The sequence below is a fragment of the Psychrobacter sp. KCTC 72983 genome (assembly GCF_014280455.1).
GTDB lineage: Bacteria > Pseudomonadota > Gammaproteobacteria > Pseudomonadales > Moraxellaceae > Psychrobacter > Psychrobacter pacificensis.
Genome location: NZ_CP060390.1, coordinates 1,429,951 through 1,452,087 on the forward strand (window position 1 = coordinate 1,429,951; position 22,137 = coordinate 1,452,087).

Sequence of the window (22,137 nt, forward strand, 5' to 3'; positions counted from 1 at the left end):
TGATAGGTGAGTTATGAAACGTACATTCCAACCAAGCGTGATCAAGCGTAAACGTACTCACGGTTTCCGTGCTCGTATGGCAACTAAAAAAGGCCGTCAGGTCTTAGCTCGTCGCCGTGCTAAAGGACGTCATCGTCTAACTGTATAATCAGTAGATAGCGATAAGCATGGCTAATATTGCTTGTTGTGCTCCTATTGTTTATAGATTGCAATAGTCAATCATCACAACTGACACTTAGCCATATATTAAAAGCGCCCGCATCGGCGCTTTTTTTGTTTCTATATTTTGCTATTATCTTTAATATCGCCATTCCCTATCATATTAGGTCATACCATGCCCAAATCTCTTTTAGCTACACCTACAGCCAATTTTACTAAAGAGCAGCGCCTACTGACACCAGCAGCTTTTCGTGAAGTGTTTGACGCACCTGAGCGTAAGATACATCAGAGCCACTTGATGGCGTTTGTGAGACCCAGTGCCTGTGACAAGCCACGTATCGGTATGGCGATTACTAAGCGTAAAGTGCCTACTGCTGTCGTTCGAAATTTGATTAAACGACATATCCGTGAGCAGTTCCGTACAAAAGCTTTTAAATTAGAAAATAAAGATATTGTTTTTATAGTAAAAAAATCGATAAAGGATATTGATAATAAAGAATTAAAAAAAGAAATAAATAATATTTTTAAAAAAATAGAAAAAAAATAAAATGAAAAAATTATTAGTTTTAATAAATAAAATAATTTTTGTTTTTATATTAAATATAATAAAATTTTATCAAAAAATAATTAGCCCTATCATACCTGCTCGCTGCCGTTACTATCCCACCTGTTCAAACTATGGTAAACAAGCTTTGGCGTGGCATGGCACTCGTGTAGGTAGTTGGTTGCTGTTAAAACGTCTTAGTAAATGTCATCCGCTTGGTGGACACGGCATTGATTTTGTCCCGCTCCCTTTATCTTCTTATCGGTATCAATATATACCTTCTACAACGAGTAGCGATAGTAGAGGATGGGGTGTTTACCGAGATCGTCAGGGGTATGTGCCACGTCTTAACTACTTAATGAAGACAACATAAAAATCATAACTTCGGGCTTTAGATATCATCTTCAATGACTTACCCACAAGTTATCCACACTCTTGGTATCATTTGAAGCAGATTTTTAGTAAAATGATGCACATTTTATGTAAATGACTCTCAACGCGGTTATCGATCATGATGATAACTATGCAATACAGTCATGACACATGCCCTAATTTTTCATTCCCTAATTTTTAATCTAGGAAAGGTTTATGCAAAAGATATTTCGGGTGATGATCATCATTGCGATGCTAATTACCGCTTATCTGCTGATTTTGGCATGGCGAGATGATTATGCCGATGCACCAGCTGTAGAAGCAGTGCCAGAAACTACAAGTTCAGTAGGTGCTGACATTCCTTCTACCACTGGTGCCGCAGGCGATATTCCGGTTCAGACCCTACCTGTGGATAACGCAGCTGTGACAGCGACCCCTGCAAAGGACACAGGATTAATCACGGTAACAACCGATCGCTATGAAATCAAAATCAACCCAGAAGGCGGTGATATTGTCTATGCTGCGCTCAAGCAGTATGACGCGACGCTCGATAGCGATAAGCCTTTCGTATTGCTAGAAAACAACAGCAACCGTGTATACGTGGCTCAGTCTGGCTTGATTGGTCAAAATGGTATTGATACGGCAGAAGGCCGTGCGATTTATAGCCACACCGCCAACAATTATGTAATGGAAGCAGGGCAACAGACATTGTCAGTACCGCTTACTTACAAAAAAGATGGCGTGACAATCACCAAGACATTCACCTTTACTGAAAACAAATATCCGATCGATATTAGCTACAAAATTCAAAACGCCTCTACCAATGCGTGGCAAGGTCAGATGTTTGCGCAGCTAAAACGCGACGATAGTAAAGATCCTGGCATGTCTGATAAAGGCGCGCTGAGCATGGCGACTTATCTAGGTGGTGCGTGGGGTACGCCAGATGATCCATACAATAAACTGAAGTTTAAAGACTTCAGCGATGGTGAGTTGACGACGACCAGTGATAAAGGTTGGGTTGGCATCGTACAGCATTACTTTGTCTCTGCATGGACGCCTGAAAACTTCACGGGTAAATTCTTTACCCGCGAGACTGGTAACGACTACTTTATCGGCTTTAACAGTCAGCCAGTCAATGTCGCACCGAATAAGCAAGTGACGTTGGATGCCACACTGTACGCAGGTCCAAAAGTACAGTCTGAGCTAAAAGATGTGGCAGTTGGTCTGAATAAGACGGTTGATTACGGTTTATTGTGGCCAATATCGAAAGTCTTGTTTGCTATCTTGGAAGGTGTGCATAAAGTTGTGGGTAACTGGGGTTGGTCAATCATTATCCTCACCATTTTAGTCAAAATTGCTTTGATGTGGTTCTCTAATAAGAGCTATTATTCAATGGCAAAAATGCGCGCTATTGCGCCGAGACTAAAAACGCTAAAAGAAGAGCATGGCGACGACCGCATGAAAATGTCGCAAGAAATGATGGCCATCTACAAAGAAGAGAATGTCAATCCGATGGCGGGTTGTCTACCTATCTTGATGCAGATGCCAATTTTCTTAGCTTTGTATTGGGTGCTCGTAGAGAGTGTCGAGCTGCGTCATGCGCCTTGGATTTTGTGGATTCGCGATCTTTCAGCCATGGATCCTTGGTTCATCTTGCCGCTATTGATGGGTGTTTCCATGTTCATCCAGCAGCAGTTGAATCCGCAGCCAGCAGATCCAATGCAAGCAAAAGTGATGAAGTTCTTGCCAATTATCTTTACCGCATTCATGCTATTCTTCCCAGCAGGTTTGGTACTATATTGGACAGTGAACAACTTGTTCAGTATGACTCAGCAATATATTGTAAATAAGAAAGTCGAAGAAGAGCAGAAACGTCGCACGGTAAAAATAGTTGACTAATTGACGCTCTATCAGAAGGATAAAAACAAAAACCATCGCGCAAGCGGTGGTTTTTTTATAAGTGCTAAAATGTTATCCACAGCTTATCAACATTAAAGAGAAAATATCAACGATTAGGCCGCGTTTCAAAGTTTGCTTTGTCACTATGAGCACAGACGTCTATAATGGGATTTTTAGTTATTGAGAGTTATTGTGGATTCCTTAGAGATGGCATTAGCCACACCGAATCATTCTGAAAAATCTAATACATCGGGACTCGCCACGATTGCTGCGATTGCAACGCCACTCGGGCGAGGGGGTGTGGGTGTTATACGTCTGTCAGGTAGCCGTGCTTACGCCATGGCCTGCGCGCTGACGGGTAAATCTGCTTTTACGCCGCGTATGGCTAGCTTCTGCCGCTTTTATCAGGCGGATGGCACCGTTATTGATGAAGGGCTCGTACTGTTCTTTAAAAGTCCGCACTCATTCACGGGTGAAGATGTGATTGAGCTGCAAGGGCATGGCGGCGTTATTTTACAGAACCAGTTGCTTGCACGTGTATTTGAATTAGGCGCCAAACAAGCGAGTGCCGGAGAGTTTTCTTATCGCGCTTTTGATAACGATAAGTTGGATTTGGTGCAGGCAGAGGCGATCGCTGATGCGATTGATGCGACCAGTGCGGCGGCCGCGAGTAGTGCGATTCGTTCACTAAGTGGTGAGTTCTCCCAAAAAATAAACCAGCTATTAGAACAGTTGATTCATTTGCGCTTGCACGTTGAGGCTGCCATTGATTTCCCTGATGAAGAGGATGTCGATTTTTTATCTGACGGCGTGATACAGAGCAAACTTGAGCAAACGCAAGATAAGATACAGCAAGTCTTAGCCACAGCAAAGCAAGGTCAGCTCTTACGTGATGGTATCCATGTTGTCCTAGCAGGTAGGCCAAATGCTGGTAAATCAAGCCTGCTAAATCGTCTAGCAGGGCAAGAACGTGCTATCGTGACCGATGTCGCTGGCACCACGCGTGATACGTTACAAGAGACGGTCGTGCTCAATGGTTTGACACTTCACCTTACCGATACGGCAGGCTTACGTGATACAGAGGATACCGTAGAGCGTATCGGCATTGAACGTGCCCGTACCGCCATTACCCAAGCTGATATGCTGCTGATGGTTTACGATGTGACTCGCGATGTTGAAGAAGAAAGCACACCGTTGCAATTGGCTGAGCAGTTATTCGGCGAGCTGCCAGATGCCAAACGCTTACTCATCATTGCCAATAAAAGTGATCTACTGAGCGATGATAGTAGCGAAAAATCTGCCTCTACGATGCAAGCCGAAATCAAAGATAGAGGCTACGAACAAGTTAATGTTTCATGTGAAACAGGCGCTGGTATCGATAATTTAGTCGAAGCACTATGCGCTAAGGTAGGTTTTCATCCACCAGAAAATAGCTTAATCGCTCGTACTCGTCATATAGATGCTCTCAGACGGACAGCCAACTGTTTAACAGAGGCGCATGAGCAGTTAACGGTATTCCAAGCAGGTGAGTTGGTTGCTGAAAGCTTGCGTCAGGCCCAGCAGAGTTTGGGTGAGATTACAGGTGAGTTTAGTGCTGATGATTTGCTTGGCAAAATATTTGGTAGTTTTTGTATTGGTAAATAACGGTTGAATAACTCTATCTATTACTCAATACATTTGTCTATCTCATAAGTTTTGCTTTTATTCTTAGTCATAAAAGAAGGAATTGCTATGCACTGCCCGTATTGTAATGCATCAGAGACAAAAGTGATTGACTCACGTCTTGCTGCAGAAGGTGCGCAAGTGCGTCGCCGCCGTTCATGCAACAGTTGCCAAGAGCGTTTTACAACGTTTGAGATGGTAGAAGTGGTGATGCCAAGGATTATCAAATCCAGCAACAAGATTGAACCTTACGACAATGAAAAGCTGCGTCGGTCTATCTTATTGCCTTTGCAAAAGCGCCCCATCACTATCGATGAGCAAGAAGCAATGATCAGCCGAGTTGAAAAACGCGTCAGACAGATGGGTGAGCGTGAAATCAGTAGTAAAGTCTTGGGCGAAATCATCATGAGTGAGCTAAAAACTTTAGATGATGTTGCCTATGTGCGCTTTGCTAGCGTCTATCGCGACTTTCAAGACATTGATGCTTTTCATCAGGAAATTGCCAATATCCGTCCAAATGACAAATAAGCTGGTACATCAATAAATATGTCTAACTATTAAACTGATTTTGAGTTCAAAGCGCTTAGATTATTAAATAAAATTCTCCGTAATTATTACCAATCATTCATAAGCCTACTGTTATGCCAACTATAAATCACTCTCAAGATGCGCAAGATCGCTACTTTATGATGCTTGCTATCGAACAAGCTAAGCTCGGTTTATATACTACTAGGCCAAATCCAGTAGTAGGTTGTGTCATCGTCCAAACTGAAGAAGTGGTCGGTCAAGGGTTTCATCCGAAAGCTGGTGAGCCACATGCAGAGGTATTTGCATTAAAAGAAGCAGGCGATCGAGCAGTGGGCGCAACGGCTTATGTGACTCTAGAGCCATGCAGCCATACAGGCCGTACACCGCCGTGTGCGTTGGCACTTATTAAAGCTAATGTAAAGCGTGTTGTGATTGCCGGCCTAGACCCCAATCCACAGGTGGCAGGTCGCGGGGTAAAGCTACTTAAGCAAGCTGGTATTGAAGTGACAGTTGGCATACTGACGGAGCAGGCAGAAGCATTAAATCGCGGGTTTTTAAAAGCCATGCGGACTCAGATGCCATATGTCAGATTAAAAATAGCGACTAGCCTAGATGGTCGCACCGCGATGGCATCTGGTGAGTCAAAATGGATTACATCAAACGCAGCCCGCGAAGATGTACAAAAGATACGCGCACGAAGTGGGGCAATCATAACCGGTAGTGAGACAGTGATAGCTGATGATCCGCAGCTCAACGTGCGTTCAAATAAACTAGGCGTATTACCCGAAAAAATACCATCACCTCAGATTGTAGTGCTCGATAGACGTCAGCGTTTAGAGCACAGTGCTCAGTCTGATTATCAATTGTGCCGCCGTACAGATACGATTTATTGGCGCACAGATGATCTCACTGATTTACTAGCAACATTAGTCAGAGACCATCAGTGTTATGATGTCTTGGTGGAGGCGGGTGCTGGCGTTGCGGGAAGTTTTTTGAGTCAGCAGCTCGTCGATGAATTGATTGTTTATCAGGCGCCTTGTCTCCTTGGTGATCAAGCGCGACCAATGGTCAATTTCAATCCTATCTCACTGGCTCAACAGTTGCGCTTCGATATTTATAATTATGAGAAACTTGGTTCTGACCTTAAATTAACGCTATTGCCTTTGTAGGTTGCTTATTTGTGATTTTGTTATCCGCAAAATGCTTATAATGTGAACTATATGTGGATAAGTACGTTACTATTTTAAATGTTCCACATGAAACTGTGTACAACTTTGTTCCACATGAAACATGAAAAGCTGATTATTTTTGAGTTTTTATGATAAATTATATACTAATCAATAACTTATGTTTTTTTAAATCTTACGTTGCGAGCGCTAAACTAAATTTAGCATCATTGTGGATAACTCTATAATTAATAAAGACTTTAAGAATATTCTATTGACTTATACTTACTTATCCACAATCTATCCTATGACCGCCTGCATTTCCCGTGTGTTTCACTGCGAAGTGTACTCAGAAAGACAGCACTAAGAAATTTGGTTAAGTATTTGATAAATAAAGTGATGTGTTTATAACAGCATTATAATAACGAGATGAGGATGATATGTTTACTGGAATTATAGAAAGCGTTGGAACCGTAAAATCGATGCAACCAACGGGCGGTGATATACGCTTAACAATAGAGTCTAACGACCTAGATTTTAGCGACGTAAAGCTCGGTGATTCTATTGCATCGAACGGTATCTGTTTGACTGTTGTAGAGCTAGGTAATAACCATTACTCTGTTGATGTTTCACGTGAAACTATTGCTCGAACAGCGCTAGAAGCATTAAAAGCAGGTCATACGGTCAATTTAGAAAAAGCGATGCTACCAACGACTCGTTTTGGTGGCCATATTGTTGCCGGTCACGTGGATGGGGTAGGTGTCGTCAGTAAACTACAGCAAGACGCACGTTCTATTTATATTGAGATTGAGATACCACAAGAGTTGGCGCACTATACAGCGACCAAAGGTTCTATCACGGTAGATGGGATTAGTTTGACTACCAATCTGGTACGTGACAATATCGTTTCTTTAAATATTATCCCGCATACGGCACAAGTGACTAATATTGCGAAACACTGGCTGGTAGGCAGTAAGGTGAATATAGAGGTGGATATCGTTGCACGCTATTTGGAGCGTTTGCTAAATAAATCACAATCTGGTGGTATGAATACTGCAAATCCTCAAAGCCAAATTACAGAAGCTTTTTTAGCAGATAATGGCTTTATGAAATAACGTTTGAGGCTGTACTTACCTGTTTAAATATTCACCCTGTCCATATTACGAAATCAAAGTATAGTCAATCCACTATAAAAGCGTTACATCGTTAACCTCGCTTGAAGTATGACAGATACATCTGCACTCGGTTGCCTTGTACCGCTCTTAAATTGGATCAACTATAATGTTGAGAGGGTGATTTTGTTATTAACGTTTAGGGTATAAAGCTTTGTAGAACGGTTTCTAGATCCTCTTTACGGATAGGCTTGGATAAAAACTCATCCATTCCCACTTGCATGCACGCCTTGCGATCCTCTTCTGTATTATTCGCCGTTAGTGCGACAATAGGTATATCGTCGTCTTGTGCGCGGATTGCCTGAGTAGCTTGTAGACCGTCCATGACTGGCATCCGGCAGTCCATCAAAATGAGGGAGATCTCTTCACGCTGGCTGGCTAATATATCAAGCGCTTGCTGACCATCTTCTGCAACGATACTGCGATAGCCAAGTTTACTTAGCATTTTGCAGGCTATTTTTTGATTGGTTGGGCTATCTTCCACCACTAAGATAAGGGGTGATAATGGCTGCGAACTTTCTTCTTGAGCAGTTGTCTCGCTAATGTTCTCTTTAATATCTTGTGTTTGTGTTAGCTTTTTTCTAGCTGGCATTGTCAAGCGCAGGATTTCAGACAGTAATAGCGCACTATCTAAAGGTTTTGCCAAAAAGCCATCGCATTGATCGAGTAACATAGAGGGTATACGGCGCTCAGGTTTCATACTAAATAGTATTTTAGGTAAGGATGTATTAGCGAGTAGGCTATTTAATGCCTGCCGTCTATCGATGCTAGTGACTATGTGATTGCTGTGCGTTAAATGGGGTTTTGTGAGGTCAGCCTGCTCTTGTGATAATGAGTTTTGATATTTCGCTGAGCTGTCAGTATCGGGCTTATTACCAACTAAGATCGCGCTGGTATCATAGTACTCATAATCTAGTAGAAGTATGGGTGCCAAGCTTTGCTGATCTTGACTTAGGCGTTCTGTTAATTGCTCTATAGTCGCTAGGTCTACAGCAGTATAAATAGTGCTAGATATCGCTAAGTGCTCACAAAGCCGCTGTAAATGTTGCGCGACAAGCGGCTGGTGGACGATCGCGATTAGGCAAATATGATTTAGGTGCTGACTAGGATGATATACCGACTGATAGTTTGGGCGTCGGCAAGGCAAATAAAGGTTGAACATGCTACCTTCATTCACGGTACTGGTTAGTTCTATAAAGCCGCCTAGTAATCGCGCAAAGCTATTGACGTTTTTTAGTCCCAACCCTGTATCGATAGCATTTTGCGCTACTGGGTTGATATCTTGGCTATGGGGTTTATTTAAGTACGACAAGAGCTGATGCTGTTTGGCAGATGTGATACCGATACCAGTGTCCTGCACACTAAAGCGCACCCAGCAACTCACTGCATCTGCGGTAAGGTTTTTATTGATAGACTGTAAGGTCTCTTTGTTAGCCTCTGACATTTGCTCGTAGTCAGTTTGTTCTATAATAAGTGCGACATGTCCGGAGGGGGTGAATTTTACGGCATTATGCAGTAGATTCAGCAAAATCTGCCGGAGACGCACGTCATCAGTACCAATAGAGCGCGGACAGTCTGGGGCAAAAAAGTAAATCAGCTCAAGCCCTCTTTGCCTCGTATCATTTATGATTAGCTCATTAACTTCCTGACCAAGCTTATAAATATCGACGGGCTCAATATTAAGGCGAGTTTTTCTAACCTCGATATTTCCTATATGTAGCGTCTCGTTGAGTGCGGTGAGCATGTTCTGACTGGTGGTAATCAAAGTATCTAATGTTATGTTTTGTCTTGCATTCAACGTGTTCGGATCGATTGGCTCAAGGATATCGATCATAGCTTCTAGCGGTATGCGCAACTTATGACCGATGACAAACCTAAGTTTATTGAACTCATCAACCTTTTGCTGTAGCTGTTTATTTTGCTGTTGCAACTGCTCGTTCTGATTAACCAGCTCATTGATATCATTAAGCATTACCGTAAAACCATGAACTTGTCCATGCTCACCGAACCATGGAGTGGCATGCAACTGGTAGTTTTGTTTGTTTTGTATTCCGTAGACGGTCAATGTACGCGAGACTTGTAAACCAGCTAGCGTTTGAAGTATGTGCTGAGTAGCCTCGTCTTTGCCCATGACGAAATCAGTGATTATATGCCTGTGTCCGTTTTTGGTAGAGGGTGTAAATATTGTTTCAAAGCGTTGATTATAGAAACTAATCTGACCATGACGTAAGCTCATCAGCATTGGCAGTGGTGCCTGATCAACCAAGCGCTCCAAACGATGATTTAATGTTTTGATACGTCGATAGTCGTTGTGTAGCCGATAACTGACACGGCTCAGTGCATGACCTAGCAGCAAAAACTCAGTGGTGGACTTTTCTTGTAAAAAGGGCGGCGGCGTATAAGACTCTTTTGCATGAACACTCAAATTATCAGTGTAAGCTATTAGCTGCTCCCAGTTGGTTCGACGGTGGAGCATGTAAAATAAAGCAATAAAAAATAGTATCAAAGCCACCGTTAATGGTAGCCAATAACGGTACGAGGTCCATTCGACAGTCAAAGGCTCATAGCGCAACACAATATAAACCTGATGACCACTTTCGAGCTTTATCGTTCCTGTTAAAGCACTACTACTGACTGTATAAGCACTTTGATTGTCCTTAGAAAAAGTGGCGGCATTGACTGTTGGAAACGTTACTGTCGTAAAAGCTGATTCATTAGGTCGAGTCTTACGATGGATATAGGTTTGCCCAGATGGCATCATCAAAATAAGCTGATAACTGATATGGTCAAAAGCAGGCTGTTTTAGGATTTTTTCTATTTCTACATCGATAGGCGCGGCATGCTCAGTAATACTGTACTGTAATGCATGAAAAGTATCTATACTGTGTTGTTCGCTATGATGTCTCAACCCATCAAAAAACGTGACATAGTACAGCAATAGCATGACCAGCAAGGTCGATGCATAGAAGATCAATAATCGCTGTAAGGACTTAAACTGTTGCATGAGAGCATGGCCCTATATCGACACAAAAACATATAGTGAAATCATCATCGTTTGTTATAGTAATTGATTTATTCAAAACCTTGGTACTGATACCTTTTTATTATCTATAGCAGAATAATAGTGTGTTATTTATAGAGTATTGCTGAAGAAGTATTTTTATTCTTAGATTAACACATGAAGTGCAATACCAAATGCAAGGTGAAAAAAAGACCTAGATGCGCTAGCATCAAAGTTTTTATCCACCGACCAAAGTGAGATTGCAACCATGAGCTATACACATCTAAGCCTAGGTGAACGATACCAGATTTATGCCCTTAAAGGGGCAAAACATAGTATTAATTTTATAGCGAGGGTGTTAAACAGAAGTCCCAGTACCATATCAAGAGAGCTTAGGCGTAATAAAAGCCTACGAGGTTACCGAGCAAAGCATGCTAATAACAAGGCTTGTGACAGACGGGCTAACAACGCCACAACTATTGTGACTGACCTCTGGGCATGGGTGACAGACAAGCTTAAAGAGAACTGGAGTCCTGAGCAAATATCTGGCGTTCATGCTGGTATCAGTCATATGAGCATTTATCGCTATATTTGGCGTGATAAGAGGCAGGGCGGTACATTGTGGCAGTGTCTCAGACGTAAAGGAAAACCATACCGGCAGCGTCTAACCGCTGAGACTCGAGGCCGTATCAATGACAGAGTCTCGATTCATGAGCGCCCTTGTATTGTTGAAGAACGCTCACGTATTGGAGATTGGGAAGCGGATACCGTTATCGGTCAGCATCACAAGCAAGCGATTGTCACGCTCGTTGAACGTAAAACGGGGCTGCTGAAGATGAAGCGTGTGGGTCATAAAACAGCACAGCAAGTATCAGAGGCAATGATAGAACTCTTAGCGCCAGTGAGGTTGCAGGTTAAGACCATTACCTCTGACAATGGTAAAGAGTTTGCTCAGCATAAGAAGGTGAAACAAAAGCTCTTTAGCCCTTTCTTCTTTGCCGATGCTTATGCGTCATGGCAGCGAGGAACCAACGAGAATACCAATGGCCTTATCAGAGAGTACTTGCCTAAGGGTTGTGACTTTAGACAAGTCTCTGATAATGAAATACAGGACATTGAGAACAAACTAAACAACAGACCAAGAAAACGATTAGGGTTTAAAACGCCTATGCAGGCGTTCTATAATATTAATTAGCGTTGCACTTGGTGTGTTAATCTAAGATTCTATAAAAAGGTCGATAACTAGAGCAATGACACTTTTTATATTATAAAGGCAAAAATCGTCATTAGTCATACTGGATTGAGACTACCACAATTATGGCACAACATCGTAAACTCACCTATAATGGGCAAATTAACCTTATATAATGCAAGACTATGACTACTGCCACTTTTGATCTGTCTAATACATCTATAAACAATAATAAACTATCTACCGAGCGACTAAGGGTAGTATTTGCAGGCACGCCTGAGTTTGCTGCCATTAGTCTAGAAGCGCTCATTCGCCAGCAAGACGCCCTCAATATCAATATTGTCGCAGTATATACCCAGCCAGATCGCAAGGCAGGACGCGGCCAAAAGCTATCAGCCTCTGCTGTCAAAGAAGTGGCATTAGCGAACGATATTGCGGTAGAGCAGCCAGTCACCTTCAAAAAATCCAGCACAGAGGGCATGGCAGCACGACAGACGTTGCGTACGTATCAGCCAGATCTTATGATTGTCGCCGCCTACGGTTTGATTTTGCCTATTGGTGTATTGACCACACCCACGCATGGTTGTCTAAATATTCATGCCTCATTGTTGCCACGTTGGCGCGGTGCCGCACCTATTCATCGTGCATTATTAGCAGGTGATGATGAGACAGGTATCACCATCATGCAGATGGATAAAGGGCTTGATACTGGTGATATGCTCTATAAGGTGAGCGCTAGTATAGAGCCTGATGAGACGGCAGCGAGCCTACATGATAAGATGGCAGCGCTTGGGGCGACGGCTATCGCTACAGTATTAAAAGAGTTATCACATTACCAAGCACAGGCCGTTGCCCAAGATGACAGTCAGGCAAACTATGCCGAAAAGCTCGTAAAAACCGAAGGCGAGGTTGACTGGACAAAGCCCGCTGCTACCATCGAGCGCCAAATTCGTGGGTTGACACCGTGGCCAGGCGCTTATACCTTTCTAAATGGGCAACGCGTCAAAATACTCGCTGCACTACCCATCAATACCACACAAAAAACAGATAAGCCTGCGGGTACAGTCGTGAGTGTGGGACGCAAAGCCATCTTAGTCGCTTGTGGTCAAGAGGCTGAACAAGCAAACGATAATGCCGCTCATGACGTACAACTCAGCAACACATTGGCGATAACTAAATTACAGTTTGCTGGTGGTAAGCCGATGACCGCGGAACAGCTTTGTCATGGTAATCAGCTAAACGACGGTGATCAATTCACAGCAGAATCAAAATAGCTTCATCTAAATAGCGTTAATGACATTTAACCCTACTAGCACAAGACGCGATCGATCAGACGTCAAGGAAACACAACTTCATGAGACAAACCAATAGCGCGTCTAAAAACAATGCACCTAGAAACAATGCACCTAGAAGCAACAAGCTCAAGCCATCAAGCAATCTAATCATGAATGGCAGCGTTCGCGTTCGCGTGATTCGTACCTTGCTTGCTATTCAAAATGGTCATTCGCTCTCAAGCGTGCTTGACCCATTATTAAACAGTCTGCACGATGGTGATAAAGGTTTTGCGCATGCGTTATTGCTCACGACACTGCGCCAATGGCATGCCCTTGCACGATTGCTCGACACGCTCGCGGACAACCCCATTGACGAAGTAGAAGTTCGTACCACGATTCAAGTGGGTTTGGTGCAGTTACTGTATTTGGAAGTGGCAGATCATGCCGCGATTCATGAAACGGTTGAAGCGGCAAAAGAGATTGAGTTTGCCCATGCAACTGGTTTAATCAACGCTATTTTGCGCAAAGTCGCTAAGAACCCGAGTAAATTTCGTAAAAAGTGCGATAAAAAACACAGCTTACCGAATTGGCTTGCCTATCAGCTTAAGCAAGATTGGAGTGAGCAGTACGATGCGCTGACCCAAGGCTTACGCCAAGTGGCACCGATGTTTTTGCGAGTCAACTCTGCAGTTACTTCAGTAGAGGATTATCAACAGTCGCTGTATGGCGCAGAAATTGATGCAGATATCGTTGAGCTAACGACTGGTTTTAACGTAGCAAACTCGTCAGAGACTACTACAATACTATCGACCAAAGGCTTAAGACTGCATCAGACTACCGCTGTTAATGCTTTGCCTCATTTTTCCGAAGGCATTGCCAGCGTGCAAGATATGCATGCTCAGCTTGCGGCACCTATCATCAATAAAGCGTTAATGGCAAAGCTCAACGCTGAAAAATCTGATACGGAAAATACCAATAACGAGATACATATTTTAGATGCTTGCGCGGCGCCTGGTGGCAAGCTTGCCCACTGGTTGGAGTTACTCAGCTCAAGTGACTCTTCATCGTTGTTTCACGTGAAACAAGATGATGCGGAAGCAAAGCCTTTAGCTTCTAAACTCAAGCTGACCGCTATCGATAATGAAGCACCGCGTATTGAGCGTATTTATGACAATCTACAGCGTCTCAATCTAAAACAGCAAGACTTAGAGCAAGCTGAAAAAAATATCGCCCTTAACGTTGTCTGCGCTGATGCCACCAGATGGCAGCATGGCAAAAATAAAAAAGCTGCGACAAATGAGCCAGTATTCGATGCAATATTATTGGATTCTCCTTGTACCGCAACGGGCGTGATTCGCCGTCATCCTGATATTAGTATTTTGCGTACCGAAGAAGACATCGAGCAAACCGCCTTGCTGCAAGCCGATATTTTGCATAACCTATGGCCACAATTGAAAGCTGGCGGTTATTTGCTGTATGTCACGTGCTCTATCTTAAAGCAAGAAAACGTCGAGCAAATGCAGGACTTTATCACTCATCATAATGATGCGGTAGTGATTGAGTTTACCGAGGCTTGCAATTGGGGTATCGCGCAAACGATTGGTCGCCAGTGCTTGCCAATCGATAGCGAGAGTGGCGATGGTTTTTATTATGCGTTATTGCAAAAGACTGCTGAATAAACCGCTTTTAACTATTGAATAACATTATTGTAGACAGGACAATCTAATGAAATATATCAGTACTCGTGGTCAGACAGCACCAATGGACTTTAGTGATGTGCTATTAATGGGCCTTGCGCCAGATGGTGGCTTGATGCTGCCTGAGCATTACCCGACCGTTGATAACGCTGTCCTTGATGAGTGGCGTACGCTGAGCTATCCAGAGCTGGCACTTGCGATTATGCAGCGCTTTGCTACAGACATTCCTTATGCGGATCTAAAAGACATTATTGATCGCACTTATACGGCTGATATATTTGGCTCTGATGACATTGTTCCTGTCCGCAAGCTCGAAGACAACTTATACATTTTAGGATTATCCAACGGCCCAACGCTGGCGTTTAAAGACGTGGCCATGCAGTTCTTGGGCAATGCCTTTGAATATGTCCTCAAAAGAAAAGGGGCGCGTATTACCATTATTGGCGCGACCAGTGGCGACACGGGTAGTGCAGCTGAGTATGCCCTGCGCGGTAAAGAAAACGTCGAAGTCTTTATGCTGTCACCACATGGCAAAATGAGTGAGTTTCAGCGCGCACAAATGTACAGCTTGACCGACGATAATATTCATAATATCGCCATCGACGGTATGTTTGATGATTGCCAAGACATTGTCAAAGCGCTGCAACAAGATGCTGACTTTAAAGCTCAGTACGACTTGGGCACGGTCAACTCTATCAACTGGGGACGCATCCTCGCGCAGATCGTTTATTACTTTAAAGCGTATTTTGCGGTGACGACAAGCAATGATGAAAAAGTCAGCTTTAGCGTGCCTTCAGGTAATTTTGGTAATATTTGTGCCGGTCACATCGCTCGTGAAATGGGCTTGCCCGTTGAGCGTTTGATCGTCGCCACCAACGAAAACGATGTCCTCAATGACTTCTTCAATCAAGGTACGTATCAGCCACGTCCCACTGAAAAAACCTACGTAACCTCAAGTCCATCGATGGATATCTCAAAAGCCTCAAACTTTGAACGTTTTGTTTACTTGTTGCTGGATAAAGACAGCGCGCGCGTTCATGAGTTATTTGACGGTGTAAAATCAGGTCAAGGGTTTGACTTGTCTGATTTGATGGAGGCGGTCAATACGCGTTATGGCTTTGCTGCTGGCAAATCAACCCATAGCGATCGCTTAAACACGATCAAAGCATTGTATGAACAGCATGGCGAACTTGTCGATCCACATACAGCTGATGGGATAAAGGTTGCCAAAGAGCTACAGCGTGCAGGCGAAGTCATTATCTGTGCAGAGACCGCATTGCCTGTTAAATTTGCTGACACTATTATTGAAGCAGTAGGGCAAATCGACATCGAGCGTCCAGCACATACCGAAGGGTTAGAAAGCCTGCCACAACATGTCATAGTCTTGGACAATGACGCGGCATTGGTCGCTGAGCAAATTCGTCAGCATGTTGAACCAAATCCAGCATAAGCGATAAACGTTTTGAGTTCATCTTCTATAGATAGAAGCGTTTGTATAAAAGTTACACCATTGTAATAAAGTGTTTATGATTGTGTTATGGTATAGATAATTGTAGTATTAGAAACAGCGTCGGTGAGTCATTATGTTGTTAGACGCTTTTTTTGGAATATTTCTAGCCAATTATACTGAACAGCTGCCCTATCGTTGTTATGATGAAATCACCTATAAACTACTGATAATATAAGTTATTTTTATAAAATAAAATATAGATTTGGTAAAAAACGAGTGTGGTTTATTGTGACCGAAACAGTGGTGCCTATTGTGGATATAACGATGAAGATGAGCTTAAAAAAGACAGCAAAAGCACTGGCAAAAGGATTATTAGTTACGACATTTAGCAGTGCCATGTTGATGACCACAGCCCACGCCAATAATCCACCACCTACCATAAAAGCAGATGCCCCCAATCGCTATATCGTTAAAAAAGGCGATACGCTATGGGATATCTCAGGTCGCTACCTCGACAGTCCGTGGCGCTGGAAAGAGATTTGGGCCACCAACAAGCAAATCAAAAATCCAAACCTTATTTATCCTGATGATATTCTTATTTTGTGTGTCATTCAGGGCAAGACTTTGGTAGGGGTTGATACTGGTGAGGGCTGTGCAGGTATTGAAAAGCAGCTAACAGGTAATGTGGTTGCCAGCACCGTCGCGATCACCTCGACTGCTAATAGTATCCCGCCTGTACCATGGTCTGCTATTCAGCATTGGCTGGATAAAACCCTCATTGTAGATCCAGAAGATTTCAATACCACACCGTATATTTTGGCGTCCAAAAATCGCAATCTAATCACCGCAAGCGGGGATAAAGTCTATGCCAAAGGCGTCCCGCTTATCGTGGGTCAGCGCTACGGGGTATACCGTGAGGGTGACCTATATGTGGATCCCAAAACTCAAGAGGTTATCGGCCTAGAAGTCACACAAGTCGCGACTGGTCTTGTCACATCGACAGAAACGAATGGTATTACCAGCTTACAGCTTACTGACAGTTACGACAAAGAAGTACGTGAAGGCGATCGCGTGTTTGTCGAGCTAGACAACGCTATCCCACCTGTCTTTTATCCAACGCCTGCCAGCGTCAGTCGTGGTGGTATGATTGTGCGGGTGATGGACTCAATCAGCTCTGCCGCTAAAGGCAGCGTGGTAGCGATCAATTTAGGCGGCTTGCATGGTGCCAAACCAGGTGATGTACTGACCGTTTATCAAAAAGGCCCGCTGGTCAGGGACGTAAGAGATAATGACATGCCGGTACGCTTGCCAAATGAGCCAAGCGGTATGGTGATGGTGTTTAATACCTTTGACAACATCAGCTATGCTTACGTACTTGACTCTGAACTACCACTCAATGTTGGCGACCAACTATTGCCACCCCCTTATCTATAAGCACATAAGGCTTTGTGAAGCGATTTTACTAAGTTTGCCCAAACGAGACAGATGACAATGACCGCAGTCACCTCTTCTTTATCCGATGATCAGCGCGCCATATTGGCGCTATGGTATGAGGTGAATGCATCATTGTCTGCTTATCATAAGCTCATAACGACTTATGGTGATGCGCAGCTTGCTTGGCAGGCTACAGTAGGCGCTTGGAAGCAGTTAGGACTTCATCATACCCATCTCAAACGCCATGAACAGCCAGAGCAAACACGTGCTGCTATTGATAAGATCCAGCAAGCACTTACAGAAGGTCGCTATGGTTTATTGTTTGCCGGTCAGCCCGACTATCCTGCTCAGCTTCTTCATATTTATGATCCGCCGCCATTATTGTTCTTTCGAGGAAATAGCGCGCGTCTGCATCAGGCTCAAATTGCTATCGTGGGCAGCCGAAAACCAACAGCCCATGCCCAAAAAATCACGTTCGATATGGCGCAATATCTGGCACAGGCAGGGTATGTCATCACCAGTGGTCTGGCAATAGGCGTGGACAAACGGGCTCATCTAGGAGCTTTGGCGCAGACTGATCTTGACTATCAAGGTCGTACTATCGGCGTGATGGGGACAGGGATTGATGTGAATTATCCCAATCATCGTGACCAGTTATTTGCTCAAATCATCGAGCAAGGTGGCTGCATTATTAGTGAGCTACTACCGCATACTCAGCCGCACAAACATACCTTTCCGCGCCGTAACCGTCTGGTTGCTGGGCTGAGTCTAGCCACGATTGTGACTGAAGCGACGATCAAAAGTGGCTCGCTCATTACCGCCCGTTTAACCTCTGAGCAAGGCAAACAAGTCTTTGCCATTCCAAGTCATATTGATAATAGCAATGCCGAGGGTTGTCATCATCTGATACGTGAAGGCGCAACGCTGATTTATCATCCTCAGCAGGTGTTAGAGGACGTCAATGGTCAACTCGATTATGATCGTCGATCGTATATACAAAAGGAGGCAACGATGCGCTCTGATAAGTCTCAGTCGGACATTCGCCATTTCTTCGCTGTGTCAAATATAGACAAACGCTCGCTTACCGCGCATAGTGAGCAAAAATCTTCTAATATAAAATCTAGCCGTAGTGAGGTTATTGTACCTGAGCATTTGACCGACATTTATGAGCGTCTTGACTGGCACGGACAGGATTTAGATGCGCTGATTATCGCAACCAAACTATCCGCGCCACAGCTCATTGGACAGCTGATGGAACTTGAACTAATGGGCGTTATCAGTGTGCAAGGCGGACGCTATTTACGTGTATAGCGTATCGATACTCCTACCTGCCACATAAGAATAAGTAGAATGGGTTCTAAATATCGCTACCTTAGTCAGACTGTCTCTTGTGCTATTATTAGTGTCTCTATTCCAGCATGAATCATGTAAGCTATGAGCCAATCTATACCTTTTATCACTGACTCTGCCACACAAGCTGCAAACTGGCTTAAAGAAGCAAAGCTACTTGCATACCCAACAGAAAGCGTTTGGGGTATTGGTTGCGACCCTTATAACAAAGCCGCTGTGCAGCGTATCTTGGATATTAAACAACGTCCGCAAGCCAAAGGCATGATCGTCATTACCGATAGCGTAGAGCGTTTGTCACCTCTACTAGCGTCTTTAAATAATGCCCAGCGCCAGCAAATTATCGATAGCTGGCAGTCAGATGTTAATGACAGCGAGCTACACAATCGCCAAGCGCATACTTGGTTATTACCCATTCCTCAGACACTTTCGACCACGATGCCCTCATGGATAATGGGTGAGCATCAGACCATTGCAGTCAGGGTCATCGCCCATCCTATCATACGAGAACTGTGCCAACAGATGGTCAGCGAAAATAACCCATTTGGCTTCATTGTTTCGACTAGCTGCAACCCATCAGGTCAAGCGCCTGCTAGCACCTTTGACACTGCCTATGGTTATTTCGGTGAGCAGATTGGCTATTTTCAGGCTGATACTCTAGGTTATATCTTACCCAGCCAAATCCGTGATGCAACGACAGGCTCAGTCATTCGTTAGTAGGCAATAAACGAACTTTCATACCATTATAGCCTAGTCTTTTGTACTGTCTTTTTTGTGCTGTCGCCATCGATAAACCATATTTCACTAGCTGAAGATTACTATGGTTATCGTTCTGTAGCCATAGCAAAATATACCGTCTCAGCTCTAGCTATCGCTAAACCCGCTTCCTTAGTTCCCGTTGCTTTACTAAAAGTATGTAAAAGTCATTTTGATAAAAACGACAAAAAAGTAGACGATAGTTAAAAGGAGCTGATTTTTATTGAACGATGAATCTTTCAGCAATAGGTCATCGCTGCGATATTTGATACACATAGGGAGTAGGCTATGAAGGTTTTAATTAGTGGTGGCTCAGGGTTTTTGGGTAGTGCATTTAGCCAAGAGTTAATCGAACGGTATCGCACACAAGGTAAAGAGGTGATGATTACTTGGCTGACCAGAGATAGCAATCAAGCTCATCCTGTTGACATTAATATGATGACTTATGACGAGCTTAAAAAGTCTGATATGAGCTTTGATGTCATAATGAACTTAGCTGGCGCAGGTATTGCTGACGCGCGTTGGAGCGATGAGCGCAAAGAGCAATTAATAGCCAGTCGTATTAAGCCTACTCAATCGATATTAAGCTTCATCGAACGTACTGCAACAAAGCCAAAACTACTAATAAGCGGCTCAGCAATCGGTTGGTACGGCACGCAAGGTGATAAGCCATTGACTGAACACAGCAGTTTTGAGACAGACTTTGCCCATCGCTTATGTGAGGAGTGGGAGAGCTTGGCGCTCAAAGCGACTGATTACAATGTCCCTGTCGCTATTGTACGAACAGGCGTTGTGATACATCCTGAAGGTGGTATGGTTGCCAAATTACTACTGCCATTTAAGTTTGGCGTTGGCGGGCAGTTGGCTGATGGTCAGCAAATCATGAGCTGGATTAGCCGTGACGATTGGGTGGGGGCGGCGATTTTTATTATTGAGCAGCATCTTGCTAGTCAATTTGGCCATAAACAAAGAGTTTCAAATAACGATAATATCATAGAGACAAGAAATGATACGCCAGCCTTTGTCTATAATCTCACGGCGCCCAATCCTGTGAGTAACCATACTTTTACTAAAACGCTTGGCTCATGGTTACATCGGCCGACACTTTTTACCTTGCCAGAGTTTTTACTCAAGCTCATGTTTGGTGAGATGTCGACGCTACTAATAGATGGTCAAAAGGTGCTGCCACAAGCGCTATCAGATGCAGGTTACGCATTCAAGCACGTGACACTCAAACAGGCATTAGAGGATCAAAAGTAGTTACATCATGATTGTTTCATGTGAAACATAAGAAGGTCGGCTTATATTAAATATTCACTAGATTGTATTTCTGTCTAAGGGCAATCCATGCGTTACGCATTTTTCATCATCATTTTTTTGCTCTTGCAGCTGTTTAGTGCGGGCGCTGCTTTAAGCTTACAGTGGTGGTTACAGCCTTGGATCACGCCAACGCTTCAGATCGCTATATGGTCTGCTATATTTATTATTACTAATGGATTGTTGATATTAAGTGTCAAAAGAGTATTTGCCAATAGCTACCGCTGGGTTAGCGGTTGGATGTTGGTTATGCATTTTATGCTGCTCACGGCATTGCTGATAAGCCTATTCTATGGTGGATACTGGCTAGTAACATCTCTCTTAGGCGCCTCGTCATATGAATCTAATATGATTTTTATTGGCCTACGAGCGCTTGCATTGGTGATATTCTTAGGGTTGTTCGGTTTCGCATTGTATAGTGCTTATGTGCCAGTCGTACGTAAGCTGTCCATTAGTATCAACAAACCGCTCGCTAAACCACTGCGCATTGCGGTCGCGAGTGACCTGCATCTAGGACGACTATTTGGCGTAGCGGCGATAGATAGGTTGAACCGTCTAATGATTGACTCGCAGGCTGATATGCTACTGATGCCAGGCGATATCATGGATGACAATACAGACGCATTTAATAGCTATAATATGGCAAAAAACTTAGCTGAGCTATGCAGCAGCCTGCCATACGGCGTCTATGCAACATTGGGTAATCATGATTTGTATGGGCACGAACAGCCAATCAGCCAAGCGTTAGTCGATGCAGGCGTACATTTATTAAATGATGACGTGTTTGGTATCGAACATGAGGGTCAGCCTATATGGCTGGTTGGACGTTTTGATAATCATAAACGCCAGCGTGTCGCGACAACTGACCTGCTCGCGAACGTTGATACTTCACAGCCAGTGATACTGCTGGATCATAGACCAAGCGATATTGATGAGCACAGCCAGTTACCAATCGATCTACAGGTATCAGGACACACTCACAATGGACAAGTATTCCCTGCCAACTTTATCGTGAGCGCCATCAACCGATTAGGCTATGGGTATGAGGCCATTGGCAGAGGACATTTTGTGGTGTCCTCGGGTTATGGCTTTTGGGGTATTCCGTTTCGATTGGGCTCACGCTCAGAGATTTGGTTAATTACCGTTTCTGGTCATACTAATAAATAG

18 protein-coding genes are annotated in these 22,137 nt (G+C 43.7%); 17 read left to right on the top strand and 1 reads right to left on the bottom strand.

Annotated features, from left to right (window positions below):
• Window positions 1-13: 13 nt before the first annotated feature.
• The 8 genes from rpmH to PSBA01_RS06165 all read left to right on the top strand — a co-directional run bounded on the left by rpmH (window position 14) and on the right by PSBA01_RS06165 (window position 7,445).
• Window positions 14-148 carry a 50S ribosomal protein L34 gene (rpmH, locus tag PSBA01_RS06130; RefSeq protein ID WP_007394757.1) on the top strand — a complete coding sequence of 45 codons (135 nt, stop codon included), beginning with the start codon at window positions 14-16 and terminating at the stop codon, window positions 146-148.
• Window positions 149-334: 186 nt separating this feature from the next.
• Window positions 335-706: a ribonuclease P protein component gene (rnpA, locus tag PSBA01_RS06135; protein WP_093070245.1), complete on the top strand. Its 372-nt coding sequence runs from the start codon at window positions 335-337 to the stop codon at window positions 704-706.
• A 1-nt stretch (window position 707) separates the two neighbouring features.
• Window positions 708-1,076: a membrane protein insertion efficiency factor YidD gene (gene yidD, locus PSBA01_RS06140; protein ID WP_093070248.1), complete on the top strand. Its 369-nt coding sequence runs from the start codon at window positions 708-710 to the stop codon at window positions 1,074-1,076.
• A gap of 215 nt (window positions 1,077-1,291) precedes the next feature.
• Complete coding sequence (gene yidC / locus PSBA01_RS06145; protein ID WP_093070251.1) at window positions 1,292-2,974, top strand: membrane protein insertase YidC; 1,683 nt, start codon at window positions 1,292-1,294, stop codon at window positions 2,972-2,974.
• Window positions 2,975-3,181: 207 nt separating this feature from the next.
• Window positions 3,182-4,618: a tRNA uridine-5-carboxymethylaminomethyl(34) synthesis GTPase MnmE gene (gene mnmE / locus PSBA01_RS06150; RefSeq protein WP_093070253.1), complete on the top strand. Its 1,437-nt coding sequence runs from the start codon at window positions 3,182-3,184 to the stop codon at window positions 4,616-4,618.
• Window positions 4,619-4,705: 87 nt separating this feature from the next.
• Entirely contained in the window at window positions 4,706-5,164 is a 459-nt protein-coding gene (gene nrdR, locus PSBA01_RS06155) for a transcriptional regulator NrdR (RefSeq protein ID WP_071002667.1), read from the top strand.
• A 113-nt stretch (window positions 5,165-5,277) separates the two neighbouring features.
• Complete coding sequence (gene ribD / locus PSBA01_RS06160; protein ID WP_071002668.1) at window positions 5,278-6,333, top strand: bifunctional diaminohydroxyphosphoribosylaminopyrimidine deaminase/5-amino-6-(5-phosphoribosylamino)uracil reductase RibD; 1,056 nt, start codon at window positions 5,278-5,280, stop codon at window positions 6,331-6,333.
• Window positions 6,334-6,770: 437 nt separating this feature from the next.
• Complete coding sequence (locus PSBA01_RS06165; protein WP_071002669.1) at window positions 6,771-7,445, top strand: riboflavin synthase; 675 nt, start codon at window positions 6,771-6,773, stop codon at window positions 7,443-7,445.
• Window positions 7,446-7,641: 196 nt separating this feature from the next.
• Here the strand turns inward: PSBA01_RS06165 and PSBA01_RS06170 are convergent, their stop codons facing one another.
• Window positions 7,642-10,506, bottom strand: a complete 2,865-nt coding sequence (locus tag PSBA01_RS06170) for a response regulator (protein WP_186475342.1) — start codon at window positions 10,504-10,506, stop codon at window positions 7,642-7,644.
• 265 nt (window positions 10,507-10,771) lie between these two features.
• Between PSBA01_RS06170 and PSBA01_RS06175 the strand changes: the two genes are divergently transcribed.
• The 9 genes from PSBA01_RS06175 to PSBA01_RS06215 all read left to right on the top strand — a co-directional run bounded on the left by PSBA01_RS06175 (window position 10,772) and on the right by PSBA01_RS06215 (window position 22,137).
• Window positions 10,772-11,698 carry an IS30 family transposase gene (locus PSBA01_RS06175; RefSeq protein WP_025643743.1) on the top strand — a complete coding sequence of 309 codons (927 nt, stop codon included), beginning with the start codon at window positions 10,772-10,774 and terminating at the stop codon, window positions 11,696-11,698.
• Window positions 11,699-11,880: 182 nt separating this feature from the next.
• A complete protein-coding gene (gene fmt / locus PSBA01_RS06180) occupies window positions 11,881-12,969 on the top strand; it encodes a methionyl-tRNA formyltransferase (RefSeq protein WP_071002671.1) in 1,089 nt (362 codons plus the stop codon).
• Between the two features lie 80 nt (window positions 12,970-13,049).
• Window positions 13,050-14,648 (top strand): transcription antitermination factor NusB, encoded by a 1,599-nt coding sequence (locus tag PSBA01_RS06185; RefSeq protein ID WP_186475343.1) that lies wholly within the window; start codon window positions 13,050-13,052, stop codon window positions 14,646-14,648.
• A gap of 46 nt (window positions 14,649-14,694) precedes the next feature.
• Window positions 14,695-16,116 carry a threonine synthase gene (gene thrC / locus PSBA01_RS06190; RefSeq protein WP_186475344.1) on the top strand — a complete coding sequence of 474 codons (1,422 nt, stop codon included), beginning with the start codon at window positions 14,695-14,697 and terminating at the stop codon, window positions 16,114-16,116.
• Between the two features lie 324 nt (window positions 16,117-16,440).
• Window positions 16,441-17,550 (top strand): LysM peptidoglycan-binding domain-containing protein, encoded by a 1,110-nt coding sequence (locus PSBA01_RS06195; RefSeq protein WP_186475462.1) that lies wholly within the window; start codon window positions 16,441-16,443, stop codon window positions 17,548-17,550.
• Between the two features lie 57 nt (window positions 17,551-17,607).
• On the top strand, window positions 17,608-18,861 hold the full coding sequence (gene dprA, locus PSBA01_RS06200) for a DNA-processing protein DprA (RefSeq protein WP_186475463.1): 1,254 nt from the start codon (window positions 17,608-17,610) through the stop codon (window positions 18,859-18,861).
• 123 nt (window positions 18,862-18,984) lie between these two features.
• Window positions 18,985-19,614 (top strand): L-threonylcarbamoyladenylate synthase, encoded by a 630-nt coding sequence (locus tag PSBA01_RS06205; protein WP_071002675.1) that lies wholly within the window; start codon window positions 18,985-18,987, stop codon window positions 19,612-19,614.
• A 327-nt stretch (window positions 19,615-19,941) separates the two neighbouring features.
• Window positions 19,942-20,913 carry an epimerase gene (locus PSBA01_RS06210; RefSeq protein WP_186475345.1) on the top strand — a complete coding sequence of 324 codons (972 nt, stop codon included), beginning with the start codon at window positions 19,942-19,944 and terminating at the stop codon, window positions 20,911-20,913.
• An 87-nt stretch (window positions 20,914-21,000) separates the two neighbouring features.
• A complete protein-coding gene (locus PSBA01_RS06215; protein WP_186475346.1) occupies window positions 21,001-22,137 on the top strand; it encodes a metallophosphoesterase in 1,137 nt (378 codons plus the stop codon).

Bases quoted from the DNA above. Each gene is read 5' to 3' on its own strand.
- PSBA01_RS06205 (WP_071002675.1), top strand. From the start codon at position 18,985: ATGAGCCAATCTATACCTTTTATCACTGACTCTGCCACACAAGCTGCA.
- rnpA (WP_093070245.1), top strand. From the start codon at position 335: ATGCCCAAATCTCTTTTAGCTACACCTACAGCCAATTTTACTAAAGAG.
- PSBA01_RS06210 (WP_186475345.1), top strand. From the start codon at position 19,942: ATGAAGGTTTTAATTAGTGGTGGCTCAGGGTTTTTGGGTAGTGCATTT.
- yidC (WP_093070251.1), top strand. From the start codon at position 1,292: ATGCAAAAGATATTTCGGGTGATGATCATCATTGCGATGCTAATTACC.
- PSBA01_RS06165 (WP_071002669.1), top strand. From the start codon at position 6,771: ATGTTTACTGGAATTATAGAAAGCGTTGGAACCGTAAAATCGATGCAA.
- PSBA01_RS06185 (WP_186475343.1), top strand. From the start codon at position 13,050: ATGAGACAAACCAATAGCGCGTCTAAAAACAATGCACCTAGAAACAAT.
- thrC (WP_186475344.1), top strand. From the start codon at position 14,695: ATGAAATATATCAGTACTCGTGGTCAGACAGCACCAATGGACTTTAGT.
- dprA (WP_186475463.1), top strand. From the start codon at position 17,608: ATGACCGCAGTCACCTCTTCTTTATCCGATGATCAGCGCGCCATATTG.
- PSBA01_RS06175 (WP_025643743.1), top strand. From the start codon at position 10,772: ATGAGCTATACACATCTAAGCCTAGGTGAACGATACCAGATTTATGCC.
- rpmH (WP_007394757.1), top strand. From the start codon at position 14: ATGAAACGTACATTCCAACCAAGCGTGATCAAGCGTAAACGTACTCAC.
- fmt (WP_071002671.1), top strand. From the start codon at position 11,881: ATGACTACTGCCACTTTTGATCTGTCTAATACATCTATAAACAATAAT.
- PSBA01_RS06195 (WP_186475462.1), top strand. From the start codon at position 16,441: ATGAAGATGAGCTTAAAAAAGACAGCAAAAGCACTGGCAAAAGGATTA.
- mnmE (WP_093070253.1), top strand. From the start codon at position 3,182: ATGGCATTAGCCACACCGAATCATTCTGAAAAATCTAATACATCGGGA.
- PSBA01_RS06215 (WP_186475346.1), top strand. From the start codon at position 21,001: ATGCGTTACGCATTTTTCATCATCATTTTTTTGCTCTTGCAGCTGTTT.
- ribD (WP_071002668.1), top strand. From the start codon at position 5,278: ATGCCAACTATAAATCACTCTCAAGATGCGCAAGATCGCTACTTTATG.
- PSBA01_RS06170 (WP_186475342.1), bottom strand. From the start codon at position 10,506: ATGCAACAGTTTAAGTCCTTACAGCGATTATTGATCTTCTATGCATCG.
- yidD (WP_093070248.1), top strand. From the start codon at position 708: ATGAAAAAATTATTAGTTTTAATAAATAAAATAATTTTTGTTTTTATA.
- nrdR (WP_071002667.1), top strand. From the start codon at position 4,706: ATGCACTGCCCGTATTGTAATGCATCAGAGACAAAAGTGATTGACTCA.